Source organism: Bacillus sp. T3, assembly GCF_033449965.1.
Taxonomy (GTDB): Bacteria; Bacillota; Bacilli; order Bacillales; family Cytobacillaceae; genus Bacillus_BU.
The window spans coordinates 2629617-2648424 of record NZ_CP137761.1; the positions used below are offsets into that span (position 1 = coordinate 2629617).

15 protein-coding genes and 1 pseudogene are annotated in these 18808 nt (G+C 37.7%); 7 read left to right on the top strand and 9 right to left on the bottom strand.

Annotated features, from left to right (window positions below):
* Positions 1 to 503: 503 nt before the first annotated feature.
* Positions 504 to 1847: an aminotransferase family protein gene (locus RGF10_RS13565; protein WP_318502847.1), complete on the bottom strand. Its 1344-nt coding sequence runs from the start codon at positions 1845 to 1847 to the stop codon at positions 504 to 506.
* A 238-nt stretch (positions 1848 to 2085) separates the two neighbouring features.
* Here RGF10_RS13565 and RGF10_RS13570 point away from each other — a divergent pair, with 238 nt between their 5' ends.
* A complete protein-coding gene (locus RGF10_RS13570) occupies positions 2086 to 3471 on the top strand; it encodes a sigma-54 interaction domain-containing protein (RefSeq protein WP_318502849.1) in 1386 nt (461 codons plus the stop codon).
* A gap of 169 nt (positions 3472 to 3640) precedes the next feature.
* Positions 3641 to 4954, top strand: coding sequence for an RNA polymerase factor sigma-54 (rpoN, locus tag RGF10_RS13575; RefSeq protein ID WP_318502851.1), 1314 nt, complete (start codon positions 3641 to 3643; stop codon positions 4952 to 4954).
* Between the two features lie 469 nt (positions 4955 to 5423).
* Here rpoN and RGF10_RS13580 read toward each other — a convergent pair whose 3' ends face one another.
* Positions 5424 to 6026 carry a hypothetical protein gene (locus tag RGF10_RS13580; RefSeq protein WP_318502853.1) on the bottom strand — a complete coding sequence of 201 codons (603 nt, stop codon included), beginning with the start codon at positions 6024 to 6026 and terminating at the stop codon, positions 5424 to 5426.
* A 304-nt stretch (positions 6027 to 6330) separates the two neighbouring features.
* Between RGF10_RS13580 and RGF10_RS13585 the strand changes: the two are divergent.
* Positions 6331 to 7544, top strand: a pseudogene (locus tag RGF10_RS13585) (MFS transporter).
* Positions 7545 to 7788: 244 nt separating this feature from the next.
* Here RGF10_RS13585 and RGF10_RS13590 read toward each other — a convergent pair.
* The 3 genes from RGF10_RS13590 to RGF10_RS13600 all read right to left on the bottom strand — a co-directional run bounded on the left by RGF10_RS13590 (position 7789) and on the right by RGF10_RS13600 (position 12100).
* Positions 7789 to 9825 (bottom strand): transglycosylase domain-containing protein, encoded by a 2037-nt coding sequence (locus RGF10_RS13590; RefSeq protein ID WP_412176732.1) that lies wholly within the window; start codon positions 9823 to 9825, stop codon positions 7789 to 7791.
* Between the two features lie 300 nt (positions 9826 to 10125).
* Entirely contained in the window at positions 10126 to 11799 is a 1674-nt protein-coding gene (locus tag RGF10_RS13595) for an ABC1 kinase family protein (RefSeq protein WP_318502859.1), read from the bottom strand.
* A 28-nt stretch (positions 11800 to 11827) separates the two neighbouring features.
* Positions 11828 to 12100, bottom strand: a complete 273-nt coding sequence (locus tag RGF10_RS13600; RefSeq protein ID WP_318502861.1) for an AbrB/MazE/SpoVT family DNA-binding domain-containing protein — start codon at positions 12098 to 12100, stop codon at positions 11828 to 11830.
* Between the two features lie 289 nt (positions 12101 to 12389).
* Here RGF10_RS13600 and RGF10_RS13605 point away from each other — a divergent pair, with 289 nt between their 5' ends.
* The 3 genes from RGF10_RS13605 to RGF10_RS13615 all read left to right on the top strand — a co-directional run bounded on the left by RGF10_RS13605 (position 12390) and on the right by RGF10_RS13615 (position 14941).
* The gene (locus RGF10_RS13605) at positions 12390 to 13262 is read left to right on the top strand and encodes an AraC family transcriptional regulator (RefSeq protein ID WP_318502863.1); all 873 of its coding nucleotides are present in this window, start codon (positions 12390 to 12392) and stop codon (positions 13260 to 13262) included.
* A gap of 177 nt (positions 13263 to 13439) precedes the next feature.
* Positions 13440 to 14348, top strand: coding sequence for a Gfo/Idh/MocA family protein (locus RGF10_RS13610; RefSeq protein ID WP_318502865.1), 909 nt, complete (start codon positions 13440 to 13442; stop codon positions 14346 to 14348).
* 209 nt (positions 14349 to 14557) lie between these two features.
* Positions 14558 to 14941 carry a VOC family protein gene (locus RGF10_RS13615; protein WP_318502867.1) on the top strand — a complete coding sequence of 128 codons (384 nt, stop codon included), beginning with the start codon at positions 14558 to 14560 and terminating at the stop codon, positions 14939 to 14941.
* 78 nt (positions 14942 to 15019) lie between these two features.
* Here RGF10_RS13615 and RGF10_RS13620 read toward each other — a convergent pair whose 3' ends face one another.
* From RGF10_RS13620 to RGF10_RS13630, 3 genes are all read right to left on the bottom strand, one after another.
* Positions 15020 to 15220, bottom strand: a complete 201-nt coding sequence (locus tag RGF10_RS13620; RefSeq protein WP_318502869.1) for a hypothetical protein — start codon at positions 15218 to 15220, stop codon at positions 15020 to 15022.
* Between the two features lie 255 nt (positions 15221 to 15475).
* Complete coding sequence (locus RGF10_RS13625) at positions 15476 to 15853, bottom strand: hypothetical protein (RefSeq protein WP_318502871.1); 378 nt, start codon at positions 15851 to 15853, stop codon at positions 15476 to 15478.
* Between the two features lie 198 nt (positions 15854 to 16051).
* Entirely contained in the window at positions 16052 to 16927 is an 876-nt protein-coding gene (locus RGF10_RS13630) for a LysR family transcriptional regulator (protein ID WP_318502873.1), read from the bottom strand.
* Positions 16928 to 17051: 124 nt separating this feature from the next.
* Between RGF10_RS13630 and RGF10_RS13635 the strand changes: the two genes are divergently transcribed.
* Entirely contained in the window at positions 17052 to 17741 is a 690-nt protein-coding gene (locus RGF10_RS13635; protein ID WP_318502875.1) for a class I SAM-dependent methyltransferase, read from the top strand.
* 80 nt (positions 17742 to 17821) lie between these two features.
* On the opposite strand, the gene RGF10_RS13640 is transcribed toward RGF10_RS13635, so the two are convergent.
* Positions 17822 to 18703, bottom strand: a complete 882-nt coding sequence (locus RGF10_RS13640) for an AraC family transcriptional regulator (protein ID WP_318502876.1) — start codon at positions 18701 to 18703, stop codon at positions 17822 to 17824.
* Positions 18704 to 18808: the final 105 nt, after the last annotated feature.

Consider the following 18808-nt stretch of genomic DNA (forward strand, 5'->3'; position numbering starts at 1 on the left):
ACACTCCTTGGTTTTTTATTTGGAGAAGTCTATTTGATTGAAGCTAATTCAATAAGGAACCTATTCGGGCCGAAGCATCAGCTAAAAGACGCGACTGCCTTCCACTTTGGTGTCCATGGTTACATCTAAACGTGCATATTTCCACTTTGGCGTGCATATTCACATCTAAATGTGCATAAATTTCAAAAGTTATATCATAAATTTCAAAAGTCGTGCATATATTTGAAAAGTTGTATCATATATTTTTGAACTTGTATCATATCCACATATAGACGTGCATATCGACTAGATAACGTGCATAAAACACTCTCATCTTTTTTAAAAATCAACTTTATTTCTTAAAAAAGCCGTTTTCTTCACAAAAATTTATATATTTTCAAGAGAAAATAGCTATTTTAATAGACAATGGGACAATTAATCTAAAAATATCTGACATTTTTAAAACTCGAGCGTATTGAAAAGCATTTACCCTCAAGGTTTGGATGTAATCTTCTGAAAAAGCTTTAGAGCGACAGGGATCCTTTAGCTAGCTCTTGCTCTACCGCTGTTAACGTTTCATCTAATATTTCAATCATTTGTGCGATTTCTTCTTTCGAAATGATTAACGGTGGGGCAAACACGAGTGTGTCCTGGTCAAAGGTTACAGCACGGATGATTAGACCTCGTTTTGCAGCTTCTGATACGATTTTTGGAGAAAGAATCTTTTCAAAGCCTTCACCTGTCTCCTTATCCTTCACGAGTTGAATGCCACCCATTAAACCAAGTGCTCTCACATCTCCGACAATGGAATGCTTTTCTTGAAGGTACTGGAAGCCCTTCAGCATTTCCGCCCCCATATTTTTGGAGTTTTCAACCAGATTGTCGCGTTCGATAATTTCAATATTTTTCAAAGCAACAGCACAGGCAGTTGGATGTCCGCTGTAAGTGTAGCCATGGAGCAGAGTATCCTTCGAAAGCTGAATGAAATCCTGGTGCATTTTATCGGATAACACAACGCCACCCAGCTGTGAGTATCCACTCGTAACCCCTTTAGCAAAGCTCATCATATCGGGAACGATTCCGTAGTGCTCGATTCCGAAAAACGTGCCAGTTCGGCCAAATCCGGTAATGACTTCATCTGTAATCATTAAAATTCCGTATTCATCACAAATGCTTCGAACCCCTTGCAGATAGCCTTCAGGTGCTATATTGACTCCACCGGCTCCTTGGACAGGCTCTGTAATGAAGGCGGCGATTGTTTCAGGTCCCTCTAGTTCAATCGCTTGTCTCAATGCCTCTATCGAGGAACCATCAACATAATAGAAATCCGGCGCTAATGAATTAGTGAAATCTCGGAATGGCTTTAATCCTGTAGCACTTGTTGCCCCCATTGCCACACCGTGATAGGACTTTTGACGAGAGATAATTTTTTGGCGGTTTGGTTGACCCTTTAAAATCCAATAATGGCGCGCTAGTTTAAATGCCGTATCATTTGACTCTGAACCACCAGATGTAAAGAACACAGCGTTTAGATCACCAGGTGCTAGAGAAGCGATCTTTGCTGCTAGGCGAATCGCTGGCTCATTACTGAGAGTTGAAAAGCAAGAATTGAATGCGAGCTTTGCCATTTGGTCATATGCCACCTGAGCGAGCTCCTTATTTCCATGGCCAATGTTGACATTCCAAAGCGAGGACATTCCATCGATCACTTTTTTTCCTGAAATATCGGTTAAGAACACGCCTTTTCCTTCAGTAAAAATAAAGCTTGGTCCGTGTTCCTGTTGTTGAGCGATTGAGGATGTGGGATGCATAAAGTGCTTTTTATCTAATTCAACTAATTCCTGAGCTAATGTAACATCTTTTAACATATACGACACGACCTTTCTTGTATTTGTTTGCCTTTACTAACTTACTAGCAAACATCATGCCAAAGTTGATTTGCTGTAAAATCAGGGTTTTTAAGGTGGATGAACTCGAAAATGATTCAAAAATGAATCATTTTACTACTTTTGTGATTCATTTCTTGATTGTAAACCCTTTTATGATTTATATTTGAATCACCACATCGGGAATAATATTATTTTCAAGAAAAAAGGAGTGGTAAATTTGCAAAAATCTGTTGATAAAATGCTTTTGGACCTGATTATTGAAACTTCGAATAATAATATTACGATTGCTGATGCCTTGGGCTACATTGTCCATTCCAACCCAATCCATTGGTCGATATATGGGATTACTCCGGAACAATATAAAGGAAAAACCGTTTATCAGCTTCAAGATGAAGGCGTGCTTACCCCTTCAATTACTGTGATGGTGTTAAGAGAAAAAAGAAAATGGAAATCATGCAAAATACACGTACCTGGAAAAATCATCATGACAACCGGCTATCCGTTATTTGATCAAAATGGTAAGCTCCTATTTGTTCTCAGCTATTCACAAGACCAAACAGAGATTAGTAATTTACAGGATCGGTATGAACAATTAGAACGAAAATTAAAAGGATACCAGACTGAAGTCGAGGAGCTCCGTGGCAAAGAAGTTGGCATCCTGTACCGTAATAAGGAAATGGATCAAGTAGTCAAAACGATTCAGCGGGTCGCCGAAACGGACGCGACAGTGTTGCTATTAGGGGAATCTGGGGTTGGTAAAAGTATGTTCGCTCGCCAGCTTCACAACCAAAGCGGGCGTCATAAAGAACCGTTTATTGAAGTCAACTGTAGCACCATTCCTGAAACGTTGTTCGAATCAGAAATGTTTGGTTATGAAACAGGAACTTTTACTGGTGCCCAAAGGCAAGGAAAACAAGGGCTCATTGAGCAAGCGCACAATGGAACACTTTTTTTGGATGAAATAGGTGAACTCCCGTTAGCCATGCAGGTTAAACTTTTAAAGGTACTGCAGGAAAAGAAGTTTATGAGACTTGGTGGCAATCGCGAACGCCATGTTGATTTTCGCCTTGTTACAGCAACCAATCAAAATTTAGAGGAAATGGTCCAAACAGGTACCTTCCGACTAGATTTATATTACCGTCTGAACGTGATTCCGCTCCAAATCCCACCGTTACGGGAGCGAAAAGAGGACATAACCTTCTTAATAAATCACTATCTCGAACTAATAAATAACAAATACGGAACGAGGAAACGTCTCCATGCCTCCACCTATGAAATACTCATTCAATATAGTTGGCCAGGAAATGTCCGTGAACTGGAAAATATTATTGAGCGACTTGTTCTAACAACTGAGGAAAATATTATTTTCCCTTCTACCCTCCCTTCTTCCATTATTGGAGACCGGGAACCTGATGGTGCCACAGGATCTGAGCTCGAACAAGTTATTGGCGATGAATTTGATTTGAAGACCGTTCTGGAAAAGGTTGAGAAACTTTTATTTACGAAGGCGGCTAAGCAATGTAAGTCAAGTTATGATATGGCTAAACTGCTCGGAATCAGCCAGCCCTCTGTTGTTCGGAAAATGAAGAAATATCGAGATTAAATATCCGAAGCCTCCATGCATTTTGCAGTGGAGGCTTTTCTTGCGCCACTATTTACAATGTTAGATTTCCTAACATCACACTTGAATCCGCCACAATTACGGGTAAGATTAAGTCAATAGCATGATTCAAATAATTTCGACAAAATGATCAAAAGAATAGGTGAGGTAAATGAATTTAAGAATGGAATTATCACAAAAACAAACACAGAATCTGACATTGACTCAAGAATTGAGCCAATCAATAAATATCCTTCAATATTCAACATTTGAGCTCGTCGATTATCTTCAGCAACAGGTTGTTGAAAATCCTGTCTTAGAGGTTAAGGAACGTTGGATTTCTATTGCTGGACTTCATCAAACTAAAAATACAGCTAATCAAAATCAGAAATTTGATCCTATCCTACACTACGCTACCCAACAAACTTCACTTGAACAGCATTTAATGGAACAAGTTATGATGTTGCCTGACATGGATCCTACAAAAGAAAAGATGCTTTCTTTTTTAATAGGAAATATTAATCATCTTGGATATTTAGAAATAGAACCTGCCATTGCTGCGAGAATTTTCGAGGTTTCTTTATCAGAAATGGAACAGGTTATCGGTATTCTTCAATCACTTGACCCAATTGGAGTAGGAACTAGAAATTTACCACAATGTCTACTTCTGCAAATTAGCAAACGATGTGATGCTCATCCATTAGCTGCTCCTATCGTAAAAAATCACCTAGACGATCTAGCCTCAAAGAATTATCGAAAAATCGCAAAATCTCTAAGTGTTGACATTCATAAGGTGCAGGAGGCGGAGGATTTCATCAAGACGCTTAACCCACGTCCATGTAGTGAATTCAATTATGAAATGACTCATTACGTGACTCCAGACATAACCGTAAAAAGACTTAACGATGACTATAAAATCATCGTAAATGACAATTTAATACCTGAACTCAAGATTAACCAATATTATGGTTTGAATTCTAGTGAAATGGACGGCGCGAATGATTTTTTAAAGGAAAAATATCATGAAGCCATGATATTAATGAATAGCCTGACCCAAAGAAATCGTACACTTCTTAAAGTAACTCAGGTAATCGTTGCAAAACAATCTGACTTTTTTAAAATGGGGTTAAGCGGATTAAAACCAATGACATTAAAGGATATTTCAGAGCAATTAGGTTATCATGAATCAACGATTAGCCGGGCAACCAGCAATAAATATATTCAAACACCACACGGAATCTTTTTACTACGCAGCTTGTTTACGAGTGGGCTGAACACCACCAATGGACTAGAAACAGAATCCTCTACTTGTATTAAAGAGAAAATCAGAGCATTAGTCGAAAAGGAAAATAGGTTAAAACCCTATTCCGATCAACAGCTAGTGCTACTTTTAGAAAAGTACGGAATTCTTATTTCACGCCGAACCGTTGCAAAATACAGAGAAGAAATAGGGATCCCAGGCTCCTCAAAAAGAAAAAGATATTAAACACGTCGCTTTAATAACCTCATCTCCCAACTGAAACCCTGATCAACCAAGAACAGCAAACAGCTTGCGTTTTATCAGGGTTCCTTGCTCTATCCCCTTATATAAAACTGATACTCCCCTTCATCAGTTTCGACCTTAAGCATGCTAATTTGTTCCTTTCTGTCGAACGAATTTCTGGCAATTTGGCTTTATTTTCATCAGAATCACTTGATTATGAAAGCGTTTTCAAATATACTAATAGTGGGAAGGATGACATCGGTGGTCATCAGGGTATTCAGCGTAGGTGGGGCTGATACTAATTGATTTTTTTAGGAATTGTGAGCGATTGGCTCTATTTCTTTAACTTCTAATGGGAGCGTGCATATGTAATCGCATCCCAATTAACATGAAAAGGCACCTTCCAATTAAAACTTGGTCGGTGCCTTTTTTTGGGATTTTTTCACGTGAGCCTCATTCGTAAGCATCTCTATTATGCTACCTTTTGTTCCATTTCTTTTTTATACTGAACGGCTGATAATAGTTTCAAGCCTCTTAACTTCCTTATTTGTTCTTCAAGCATAGCGAATGCCTCTTGTTTTTTTCCAGAATGCATTAGCTTTTCAATATCAAGATAGGAACGGTGTAGCGGATCCTTAATGTTAGCTAGATTCTCTTCAAACGTTGTAAGATCATTATCTTTTAATGCTAACATTGCGCAATAGTATGATTTGAATTCGTTATCCATTAACTTTGGGAGATACTTTTTCGCTTCGGTAAGTTTATTTTGATTGATAAGTAGTGCCATATTAGCGAAATGTTGGAGTTGTTCATTTTTGATTGTTTTAACAGCCTTCTCAGCTTCTGCCAAATTACCACAGTACAAATGGAACAAAAATTGGTTGTGTTCGTTCTTTGATTTCTTTAGGTAGTTCATTATTTTATCGATATTTTTTTCATAGAGCGCCGGATACAATGTCATATACATGACAGCCGCGATGAAAATAATAAATACTATAAACATGATCCAAGATGGAGCATTTAGTAATCCCATAATAAATGAAATGAAAATTAAAAGTGTAAAAAGCCAAACCAATAAAATCCCCCCTTTTATATTATAGGCACTGTTAAATTTGTCTGTTGATTTCCGCTCCAGGTGCTCCCTTTCCACTCCAATCAACAGAACGTTCACATAACATAAATTCTTTAACATAGCCTATTTATAAGTAAATCTTATTACAATTTTGTTCTTCTGGAAATATTATTTTCTAAAATTTCTATTTTTTCTGATATTTAATTTAAATGATAATTATTTTCATTAATCCCCTTTCAACATAACACTTATTCAATTATTATAGTAATATTGCTAAGTAATCGAAAAAGAATGAGAGGCACAACACATGCTGCGTAACAGAAATGTTTGGATTATATTAATAGGAGAATTTATAGCCTGGGTCGGACTTTGGCTTGGAATAATTGGGAATTTAGAGTTTATGCAAGAGAAAATACCTTCTGATTTCTTAAAATCGTTACTCCTCTGTACCTGGATTGTTAGCAGGAATTATTGTCGGTCCATATGCTGGCCGAATGACAGATCAAACAAATAAAAAAACCGTCATGCTTATAGCTGGCTTTATTCGAATGATTAGTGTCATCTTCATGCTAATTGCTTTGGCAACCTGGGTCGATTTGGTGGATGATTGTTTTTCTCGTTTTACTGCAAATCTCAGCAGCCTTCTATTTTCCTGCGCTGCAAGCAGCGATTCCTCTCGTTGTCGCCGATAAGGACTTGATTCAAATGAACGGGATTCATATGAACGTTTCAACCTTATCGCGGATTGCCGGAACAGCTCTTGCGGGACTATTGTTAGTCATCGTACCACTGTCTATCGTCTATGTAACCTCCCTAGTGGCATATCTTGGTTTATTTATTTTGACCATGTTCTTAAATATCGAAGACCAGAATGATAAATTGCCAACTGTAAAGGAAAAAGCAACTAAAACGAGCTTTAAGGATGTCTTTCCGATCATTAAGCGCCTCCCAGTTGTCTATATGACGCTAATTATGACACTTGTCCCATGTCTGTTTTTAGGTGGCATTAACCTTGTTATTATCAATATTAGCGAAATACAGGATAGCGCTGCGATTAAAGGCTTGATTTACACAACAGAAGGAATTGCCTTTATGATTGGGGCATTTTTTATTAAAAAAATTAGTGATAACGTTTCGGAATACGTTATTTTGTTTGGGACGGCCATTTGCATCGGAATATCACAAATGATGCTTTTCTTTGCCGAAAGCCAGGTTGTCACCTTGTTGGCGTTTGTACTGTTTGGCTTATCCGTGGGCTCTTTCTTTCCAACTGCTGCCACGATTTTTCAAACAATGGTACCAAAGGAATTTCATGGGCGGTTCTTTTCGTTTCGCAATATGCTCGATCGGGTCACCTTCCAAATCGTCTTATTGATTACTGGATTCCTGCTAGATTTAATGGGCTTACAGCTAATGAGCGTCTTATTTGGGGGCATTTCGCTCCTGATGACAGCAATCTTTTTATTAAAAACAGTGAAGCTAAGAGGCACACCTAAAGGTGAGATGAAAATAGATTCGTAAGGCTTGGTTACAAATCCTGCGTATTGGGTTTTCAGGGTTAATTTGCTGATTCTTGCTTCTTATTAGCCGATTTCTGGGTTTTATTAGATAATTTTCTCGTTCTATTAGATGATTACCGCCTTTTATTAGAACATTCTTGTGTTCTATTAGCCGATGATATATTTCTGTCACATTCCGAGTGATAATTGAAACCTACCTAAACAACATGAAAGCACAATCCCAACTATGTGGATTGTGCTTTTGTTTAGTCATCCTGTTTTCCTTTGCCTTTTTCTTTGTCGTGCTTCTTCTCTTCTTTTTGTCGACCTTTTTCATACTCTTTTTCTTTTTTGTCATCCTTCGAATCTTCGTCTTCTCTATTCTTCTCATTTTCCTTTTTACGATTCTTTTCTTCTTCCTTCAAACGAGCTTGGATTTGCTTTTCTACCAGTGACAAATCAAATTTCTCTTTAGAGAATTCCGACATTGATCCTGTCATAACTTCTTTAAAAATCTTTGTCACTGTTGCTCCACTTGATCCAGACAAATAGTGATTTTCATCCGTCTGATCATAGCCTAACCAAACTGCGCCAACAACTTCTGGAGAATAGCCGACAAACCAATGGTCCTTTGTCCCACTTGTATTGGCAAAAGGAAGCTCGGTCGTGCCGGTCTTTCCGGCTATTTCTAACCCTTGAACTTTCGCGCTCTTACCAGTACCTTCTTCGACGACCCCTTTTAGCATATAGGTCATTTTTTGGGCCACGTTCGGTTCTGTTACTTTTGTAGCTGTTTGCTTCCATTTCGCGATGACTTCGCGATCAGCATCTTCAATTTTTACAATGGAATGCGCGGCGACCATTTCTCCGTTATTCGGGAAAGCAGAAAACGCTTGTGCCATCAATAACGGCGACACTCCCTCACTCATTCCACCTAGAGCTAAACTAGGGGTGTAGTCTTCCTCCGTTAACGATATTCCAAAGCGCTCAACGGCACTGGTCCCCGCATTCAAGCCCATTTGCTGTAACAACCATACTGGCGGTACGTTTAAGGATTTGATCAATGCTTCATACATTGTCACCTCACCGCTGAACGTCCGGTCATAATTCATAGGCCTATATCCATTAATATCTAGTGGAGAATCCTTCAGCTTATCGAAAATTTCATATCCTTGTTCCAATGCTGGAGTATAAACAGCCAATGGCTTCATCGTAGATCCCGGCTGACGCTTCAGTTGAGTCGCATGATTAAAGCCGCGAAAAACATGCTCTCCTCTCCCGCCAACTAAAGCGTTGATTCCTCCTGTTGAAGGATTAATAAAAACAGCCCCGCTCTGCACCAATTGATCTGGTGTACTAACTGGAAACATTTCTTCGTTCTGATACACCTGCTCGGCTGAAGTTTGAATGGTTGGATTTAATTCAGTGTAAATATGAAGTCCACCTGAAAGGATCTCATTTTCTGTAAGACCATATTTTTTGATGGCTTCTTCAATAATATAATCGACGTAATGTGGATATTTTCCTTTATATTCATCATTCGCTTTTCCTTTTAGGACCACCGTTTCTGCTTTTGCCTGTTCAACATCCTTTTGCGTAATATAGCCTTCCTTCTCCATTAAGGACAAGACTAGATTTCTTCGTTCGATCGACTTTTCCATTTTTTTAACAGGAGACAATACTGATGGTGCTTTGATTAATCCGGCCAGCATCGCAGACTCACCGATTGTCAATTCATTCGCATCTTTACCAAAATAGGTTCTGGCTGCAGTCTGAATACCCCATGCCCCTTCGCCAAAATAAATCTGGTTTAAGTATCGTTCCAGTATTTCTTCCTTTGAATAGGTTCGTTCAATTTTCTTCGTTAAAATGAGTTCTTTTATTTTCCTTGTATATGTTCGTTCATGCGTTAAAAAAGCGTTTTTTGCAAGCTGCTGTGTGATGGTGCTGCCTCCTGCGACAACTTCACCACTTATCATGTTCTGAGTCAAAGCACGTACAATGCCGAGATAATTAACTCCATTATGCTTATAAAACTGCTGATCCTCTGTTGCCACGACAGCATAAATCATATGTTTTGGTATTTGATTAATATTAATACCTTCTATGTTCGAAGAGGCAATTTTACTCGCAATACGACCATTTTTATCATAAATAATGGTGGGCTGCGGCGCTGGTTTATCTAATTTACTAACATCACTGGTCCAAATAAAAAGATTCACGACAAGTAATCCAATCATGATGATTGCCGCGCCAGCGATTAATACCTTTTTGATAGGGATTGTTCGCAAGTGCTTCCATATATTCTTTGATGATTTTCGTTGTTGCCTATTTTCCACTCTTCCCACTTTTATTTCACCCTCAAGTCTTTTCTTTAGTAAATCTTTCTTAAATGGATGAGACCCTTTAATGTTCCCCACACAAAAAACATCTAACCATGATGGGTAGACGTTTAAATTGCACTTATATTATTCTTGAATGTATTCCATTTTGTGTCCGTAAGAGTTAACTCAATGTTAGGAGATCCTAACGGCGTTCAGCATAAAGAAAAAACTGCCCCGTTTTCTGAGCAGTTTTTCCGAGAATAACAATCTATAAAACTTTTATTTCATTACCATTTTTCCATGGGGTGCTCTTCTTCTCCGTCTCGTCTGCGTTTTCCGCATCGCCTGAACGAGGGTGATCAACGAACCGAAGACCATTAGACCAACGCCAATATCAAATCTGTAGTCAAGCACCTGGGTTCCGGCGATAACGAGGCCCATTCCAAAAATAGCAAAGATGAGCTTTTTATTATTAGCATCTTGTTGCGCCATGATTTTGTTCTCAAAGGCAACCGAAGGACGGACACGTAGCTCGCCGGATTCCAGTTGATCAATCGCAGAAAAGATTTTCTTCGAAGTAGGGAGAATTTTCAATACCGTATCCTTTACTTCATCCAAAATCGTATCCTTACCGACGTTGCTTCCCTCACTTTTCATCATATCCTCGACGTATGGTTTTGCCAAAGAGATTAAATCAAACTTGGAATCCAAGCCCATACAAATACTAAACACTGTAATGATGGCCTTGCCTAAAAAGGTTGTTCGAGATGGAATTTGAAACGGCTGCTGATAAAGGAAATCTCGCATTTCCTCAAGGAAATCGTCATTATTGAGCTTTTTCACATCAAAGCCATTACCAGTGAAGTTTTCTAGTAAAACCTTAACATTTTTACCTAAAGCAGCTTTATCGGCGTGCTTTCTTAAAAAGCCAAGGTCATCAAGCGAATCAACGACCCCATTGCTATCCTTTAAATAGACCGACATCGCCAGTTTAAACATATTTTCCTTCATTGAATCAGAGATATTTCCAACCATCCCAAAATCAATATAAGCAATTGTCCCATCTTTTTTAACTAAAATATTGCCTGGATGTGGATCGGCATGGAAAAAACCATCCTCAAGTAATTGCTGTAAATAGGAAAGATAGAGTATTTTTGCTAGTTTATGTTTATTGATCCCTGCTTCATCAAGCGCGTCAATTTCATTAATTTTTACTCCATCGATAAATTCCATCACGAGCATTTTACTAGATGAGTAGTCGCCATAAACCTCCGGGACCGTGACCCCTGGAAAGCCTGTAAAATTTTCACGAAACTTTTCAATGTGCTGTGCTTCCTTCTCATAATCTAGCTCTAGCGTGATCACATCTTCAAATTCCTCATAAACATCCTTTAAATCTACAAACTTTCCTACTTTGGTGAAGCGACGGGCAAACGCAATCAACACTCTTAACGTTGCTAGGTCCAGTGTAACAATTTCTTCGATCCCAGGTCTCATTACTTTCACGGCAACCTTTGTTCCATCGGCAAGGGTTGCTTTATGAACCTGGCCTAAGGATGCAGCAGCAACAGGGCTTTGATCAAAGCTTGCAAAAACATCCATAATCGATTTTGACTGTTCTTGCTCTATTCTATGAATAATCGCTTTCGTATCTACCGGTGAAACAGAATCCTGAAGCTTTGAAAGTGTATCCGTATATTCCTTAGGTAAAATATCGACGCGCGAGCTGACAAATTGGCCAAGCTTGATGATTAGCCCACCCATTTCTATAGCTAGTGCAGTAAATTGATTAGCCTGAGAAAGATAAAGATCATGATACTTTCGTTCTTTTTTCTCGTGAGACATAAATCTTTTCGTTTTCCCAAGCCACCAAAACTGGAGCATAAAACGAAAGAACATCAGGCTCGTTTTGCGAAATCTCTTGTTGCGGATTAAGCGGGCGATTTCACGCATACCGTTTCTCCTTTTCTACAAATGCTCATTACTCTTGCTCTTCGTCTTCTTTTTCTTCCGTTTTATCAAAAATCTCTTGAGCGATTTTTTCAAAACGTTTTGATTTGTTGAAGAAGAAGTTTGCAAACTTGTTCATAATTTCAGATTTAACCAAAATGACTGTGCCTTTACGCGCATCGCCAAAGACGACGAATTTTTCTCCGGGTTGAATATTTAGCTCTTCTCGTGCTTCGGCCGGAATCACAACCTGACCTCGTTCTCCTACACTTGTTGTTCCGAAAATTTTACCATGATTCATCATAATATAATCGCCTCCTACTTGTAGGATAAATCATACTTTTCATACGAACCATATATTTCACAAATTATACATATGGCGATTAGGTGACTTGTTTTCATTAAATGATTTCATAATTTTATAAGGTAGACATGAGTAACTTATCTTTAATTTCCCCTATTGCAGACGTCAGGTTGACTATTCCCAATCCATCATCTAAATTTCTATTTATAATAGCCTACATATTTGTGCACAAAATGTCGGATGGATCAATTCAACACCTGTTATTCTTTTGATGAAGGAGGTCGACTAAATGGATTTGCTAAAGAACATGAATGCTGCGCTACTATATATAGAAGATCATCTTACAGATGGTATTGATTATAAAAAGGTTGCGAGATTGGCTTGTTGCTCAGAATATCACTTTAAAAGAATGTTTTCTTTCCTTGCGGGAATTTCGTTGTCCGAATATATACGGCGCAGACGGCTCACCCTTGCAGCGTTTGAACTCAAGGATAGCGATAAAAGGGTAATTGATGTTGCCGTAAAATTCGGCTACAACTCTGCCGATTCATTTACCCGAGCCTTTCAGAGCTTGCATGGAATCACTCCAACTGAAGCAAGAAATAGCGATCATCAGCTAAAGGCATTTCCACCAATGACCTTCCAGTTAACGATTAGAGGAGGAACAGAAATGAATTATCGTATCGTCGAAAAAGATGCCTTTCGCATCATAGGGCTTAAGAAAAGAGTGCCAATCGTCTTCAACGGCGTTAATCCGGAAATTGCAGCAATGTGGGCAAGTTTAACGATGGAAAAAATCGATAAGCTAAAAAAATTATCAAATGTTGAACCAATTGGAATCATTAGTGCATCCACCAATTTTTCAGAGGGCCGGATGGAGGAAAAAGGTGAGTTAGACCATTATATTGGTGTGTCAACCTCCTCGGATTGCCCTGAGGAATTCGCTTCACTGGAGGTTAACAAATCAACCTGGGCCGTTTTTGAAGCCGTTGGACCATTTCCTGAAACCCTACAAAATGTGTGGGGCCGAATCTATTCTGAGTGGTTTCCTTCTTCTAATTATGAGATTGCCGAAGGTCCTGAAATCTTATGGAATGAACACAAGGATACCAGCTCGCGTACATTTAAGAGCGAAATATGGGTACCGGTTTTAAGAAAATAATCATTGTATTTTGTAGTTTGGGCACATGGGACTCCATGTGCTTTTTTACATTACATCTCAGATATTCATATTATTATTTTAAAAACATTTCAAATCAACGCCATTAGTAGTAAAATGACTAAATACATTGAATTCCAAAAACTTCTGTAGTTTTAACATTGTCGTGAGGTGACGAATATGAAAATCGGAATCATTGGCTTAGGTGATATTGCAAAGAAAGCGTACTTGCCGGTCCTTTCGGAAAAAGAAGGAATTGAACTAGTGCTATGTACAAGGAATGAAGAAACGCTTAACACCCTTTCAAAAAAATATCGAATCAAGGAAAAAGTTCAGACTGTTGACGAACTGATCTCTTTAGGAATCGATGCTGCCATCCTAAGTGCTGCAACAGACGCGCATTATCAGATAGCAGAAACATTGTTACAAAACGGTATTAACACTTACATAGACAAACCAATCTCAATGAATTTTCTCGAAACTGAAAAAATCGTTAAACTAGCAAAACATAGTGGTAAAATTGCGATGGTTGGCTTCAATCGAAGATTTATTCCGATGGTGAATGAACTAAAACAGCATGGGAAAGCAAATCTCATCCTTATGCAAAAAAATCGGTTCGCAGCTCCAGACTTTGTTAGAAGATTTGTTATTGATGATTTTGTACACGTAGTGGATACACTGAGATTTTTAATGGATACAGAAGTTAAGGATGTTAAGATTGAGTTCCAAAAGTCTGGAGAAAAATTGAATCAATTAGTGATTCAACTCATCGGTGAAGGCTGTTTGGCTATCGGAATAATGAACCGAAATAGCGGTGTGACGGAAGAAACAATCGAGTATCACACTGGCCTCGATAAATATGTAGTAAACAGCTTAGTTGAAACAACACATTATCATAATAAAAAAACTAGCATCACGAAATTTGGGGACTGGGAACCAACTCTATATAAACGTGGATTCTATCAGATAACGGATTATTTCATTGATTGCGTCCAAAATAACAAAATGCCAAGTCCATCGATGGAGGATTCCCTTATCACACATGAAATATGTGAAAGAATCGTAAAGTATATAGATTCAGAAGCTTAAAAAAAACGATGACACTAAAATTAGTGTCATCGTTTTTTGTATGAACGTATTCCCTCAATGATAACAAGATTATTCCATTAGAGTCCTTCAACTTGGTCCCCATTTTTAAAGAAAGTAGACTAAGTACCCTTGAATCATACAAAGGCCATATGGAATAATAATTTGTAAGTGTTTGTTAAAAGACATCTAACATGAATTGGAGTGATAAAATGATTACAAATTTGGGTCAGGTTATGGTGTATGTCCAAAATCAAGAAGAGACAGCGAAATTTTGGACAGAAAAATTTGGGTTTCACGTGATTTCTGAACAAGAACTCGGAGAAGGAATAAAAGCAATCGAATTGGCTCCTTCACCTAATGCAGAAACGAGCATTGTCCTCCACAATAAGGAATTCGTTGCCAGCATGAACCCAGATATGAATCTTAATACTCCTTCGTTAATGTTTGTCACTGATAATCTCGACCAACTATATGAAGATTACAAAAGTAAAGATGTAACAGTTGGCGATATTGTCCATCTTCCAGGTGCCAGAGTTTTTAACTTTGCTGATAATGAACAAAATTATTTCGCCGTGATGGAAAAAGAGAAATAAAGCATTTACGTTACTATATGAATAAGAAAAAAGTGCCAGGTTTCATCTTAATTGACGAAAACTGGCACTTTTTTGGTATTATAAACTGTATTTTTCAATTATTTTCATTGCGCTTTTCATTGTTGCATTCGTTAGTTTCGTTTTCTTTGTATTTTTTACAATAGTGGTTAAGTTGTGACATAGCTTTATTTGGTTTGTTTTACGGTCTAGTTGGCTTAAGGCATGTGCCAACGCAATAATTGGCCGCTTGTTTTCTGCTATTACCTTATTATTATTCAATATGTACCACGTATCATTCTCTCTTTTTGCTTTAAGCGCTACATTTATGGGTTTAGATTCATCTTTAATGGGTTTAGATTCATCTTTAATGGGTTTATGCTCCTCTTTTATGGGTTTAGATTCCACTCTAATGGATTTAGATTCTTCTTTGATATATTCGCGACTTAATTCATGAGCATATTGCAGATACTTTTTATCTTTAGCCTCGTCTTGATAATAAATTTTGATAAGAGGCCGTGGCTGTTTTGTCTTTTCTCAATGATATAACGGGTAATTTGAAAATTGGGATATTAAATCGATGTAAAGATTTCTAATATGTTGGAAGTATTGATTAGCTTCCTGTTTCGCGAAGTATTGGCTATTCGAAAATTCGATTTTTCCATTATAAAGAAGGATTTGATGAAGTTTTTGACAATCAGTATATATATCTATGAGTTCATTTTTATGGAGGTCATTTTGCTTAATCATTTCAAATGTCTTTTCTAGAGAGTACCCTTCTGCAATATTTGAAGAAGGATTGATGTGCTCAACGTTAAAATGATATTTTTCAATAAAACCATATTCATTTACTTTTACGATCCCAACTCCGATCATTTGATCCTTCGTCGAACCGTCAATATAGTACTCAATCATTTAGTACACCGCTTTCTCTGATATCGTCCATGAACTTCCCGCCTTAGGAAAACACTTTAAGTTATTCTAAAAAAACATTATCAATCTCATTTCTGTATAACACCTTATAAATCCTTTAAAAAAAGAAAATTTTCACGTTACCACACTAAAGCGATGGGGGACAGTCCCCCATCGCTTTAGTGTGGTAACGTAGCTTGATTAGAGCATTGTTATGGCTTCTTTTATATATTGGATAAAGGCCTTGGCTTCTTCTGTTTCTATTTTAGATAGGATATAGGTTGATGATGTTGGAGGAATGATTTTTTCTGGATTTAAATCTATTAATCTGTGTGCCACTATATCCTCTTGCACCATCGAAACAGGCAAAAAGGAAACACCTAGACCCTCTTCGATGAATCGTTTCGATACCTCTACCTGATTTACGGTCATCGTTTTGACCAATGGGTAGTGCTTTTTGACTTGAGCTAGTAACCGCTCCCAATAGTCAGGATGATTATCCGTAATCAATCGATATTTCTGCAAAATTTGCTCCTCGGTTACACTCTCTTCATCCTCTGAATGATGGGGTCCCACAAATAAAACGGGCTCCTCGTGTACAAGCTCGCATTTCAAACTTAGTTGAACAGGTCTAATTCGGGTTAACCCAATATCTGCTCGTCCAGCGCTAACTTCCTCCCCAATTTCATAGGATTTCAGCACATTGATAATCACTTCGATCCCAGGATTTCCCTTTGTAAAAGTCCGCAATAACGAAGGAAGAAACGACGAAGCGATTTGAGGAGCCGTCGCAATGATCAGTTTTCGGTTGAACCCTTGCTTCCACGATTCAAAATTTTGCATTCCTTTCTCATATGTGGAAACTAGCTCGCTCGCAAACATTAGAAATTCACGACCCGCAGCAGTTAGTGATATCTTTGTCCCGATTCTTTCAAATAATAATGTATCGATGCTCTCTTCTAGTCTTTTAATATGCTTCGTAACGGCAGGTTGAGTTAGAAACAATTCATCTGCTGCTTTCCGAAAGTTTTCATATTTTGCGGCAATGACGAACGTCTGGATCCATTTGATTTCCATTTAAACGAGCTCTCCTCTCTAATCAATAACAAACTGTTATTAAAAATGAACGTTTTTGTTATTTTTCATTATATGTAAATTTTTGTATAATTCAAATAACAATTACACAAAGGGGAGATATAATATGACACAAATTCAATCAAGAGCATTTATTGCCGAGAAATTCAATCATCACGCCAATCAATATGATGAACAAAGAAGGAAGTTGATTCCATGCTTTGATCATTTTTACTCAATTCCCATTTCCCTTATAAACTCAAAAACTTCAACACCAGCTGTTTTAGATGTTGGAGCAGGTACTGGTTTATTTTCATCCTACATTCTAGAAAAATATCCAAATGCCTACATGACCCTAATTGATCTATCAGAAAATATGCTTGAAATCGCAAAACAGCGTTTCTCCACTTTGTCAGATGTGAATTATATTGTGGATGATTATACAACACATCCATTTCAACAAAAGTTTGATATCATCGTCTCCTCTTTGTCGATCCACCACTTAACTGATATGGAAAAGAAAGATTTTTATCGGCAGGCTTATTCAATGCTTAATGACGGCGGAGTTTTTATCAATGCGGACCAAGTATTAGGACAAACTGAATTTCTTGAAGAGCTTTATAAAAAGGATTGGAGCATTAAGATTGAAAACAGTGGTCTAACTCAGGAACAAGTAACTGCAGCCTATGAACGAACTAAGCTAGACAAAATGTCCACATTAGCAGACCAATTATACTGGTTAATGGATAGTGGATTTCAGGATGTCGATTGTGTTTATAAGTATTTTAACTTTGTAGTGATGTTTGCGAGGAAATAATTACTGCATTTCGGACTTATGAGACTTTCATAAGTCCTTTTTTCTTACTTTTAAACCCTCTCTCTCACAAAATCCATTTATCACCTTTTACTTTTCTTATAAGCCAAAGGTGTCATATTCATGATTTTCCGAAATTGATCAATAAAATAGCTCGTACTATTAAATCCAACCTCATAGGCAACCTCGGTCACATTGGATGTTTCTTGCTGCAAGAGAATAAGGCTTTGATGGATACGATGGTTCGTAACATAGTTCATCGGGGTTTCTTTTAACATCCGTTTAAAATATCGACAGCACTCAGAACGACTCAATTGGCCGGCTTGTGCAATATCCCCCAACGTAATTTTTTCATGATAGTGTAGATGAATCCAGTGGAGCATTTCCTTCATGCGTTGACTTTTAGCAATTTCTGTTTGGGCGTATTCGAGTTTAAAGCCATGAATAATCAGGCTTTTCCAGATAGACGCAAGCTGGACCGTGACATCAAGCTCATACAATGGGTATTTTTCCATAATTAATTGATAGATTTTAAAAATTAAGTCTAAAATGTTTCTTCCCCATGTGTCTTTTGAATTTAAATAGACATATGGTTGATTGGTAGCTTGAATATAGGGATAGACATAAGTGTTATATAGCTCCTGAGATAAAACAAAGTGCGGAGTAACATTTAAACAAATATAGGTGCAATCCGATTCGTTGTAATCTTCTGCCATGTGCAAACATCCACTATTCAAAAATAAGCCATCACCTTCTTGGACTACACACTTTTCCTCATTAATTTGAAACAGTGCTTCCCCTTTGATCACGAAGACAAATTGAATTTCATCATGCCAATGAAGCGGGATATAACCATGAACATTTTGATTTATGGTTGTTTCATAGCATGCAAGCGGTAATACAACAGTACGATGCTCCGTTAGCTCCTTTAAGCTCTGATCGATAGCGAAGTTTTTTATTTGCAATCGAATTCACCTCAATATCCTGATATTTTTCTCTCCAATATCGGTATTTTTTCGTCCAAATTTCTATTATTATAACACTATTATGATATTTCGGATGGAGAAACG

What these genes read in the sequence shown, in the direction of transcription:
- RGF10_RS13635 (WP_318502875.1), top strand. Translation starts at nt 17,052, where the DNA reads ATGACACAAATTCAATCAAGAGCATTTATTGCCGAGAAATTCAATCAT.
- RGF10_RS13565 (WP_318502847.1), bottom strand. Translation starts at nt 1,847, where the DNA reads ATGTTAAAAGATGTTACATTAGCTCAGGAATTAGTTGAATTAGATAAA.
- RGF10_RS13605 (WP_318502863.1), top strand. Translation starts at nt 12,390, where the DNA reads ATGGATTTGCTAAAGAACATGAATGCTGCGCTACTATATATAGAAGAT.
- RGF10_RS13625 (WP_318502871.1), bottom strand. Translation starts at nt 15,853, where the DNA reads ATGATTGAGTACTATATTGACGGTTCGACGAAGGATCAAATGATCGGA.
- RGF10_RS13615 (WP_318502867.1), top strand. Translation starts at nt 14,558, where the DNA reads ATGATTACAAATTTGGGTCAGGTTATGGTGTATGTCCAAAATCAAGAA.
- RGF10_RS13600 (WP_318502861.1), bottom strand. Translation starts at nt 12,100, where the DNA reads ATGATGAATCATGGTAAAATTTTCGGAACAACAAGTGTAGGAGAACGA.
- RGF10_RS13630 (WP_318502873.1), bottom strand. Translation starts at nt 16,927, where the DNA reads ATGGAAATCAAATGGATCCAGACGTTCGTCATTGCCGCAAAATATGAA.
- RGF10_RS13595 (WP_318502859.1), bottom strand. Translation starts at nt 11,799, where the DNA reads ATGCGTGAAATCGCCCGCTTAATCCGCAACAAGAGATTTCGCAAAACG.
- RGF10_RS13610 (WP_318502865.1), top strand. Translation starts at nt 13,440, where the DNA reads ATGAAAATCGGAATCATTGGCTTAGGTGATATTGCAAAGAAAGCGTAC.
- rpoN (WP_318502851.1), top strand. Translation starts at nt 3,641, where the DNA reads ATGAATTTAAGAATGGAATTATCACAAAAACAAACACAGAATCTGACA.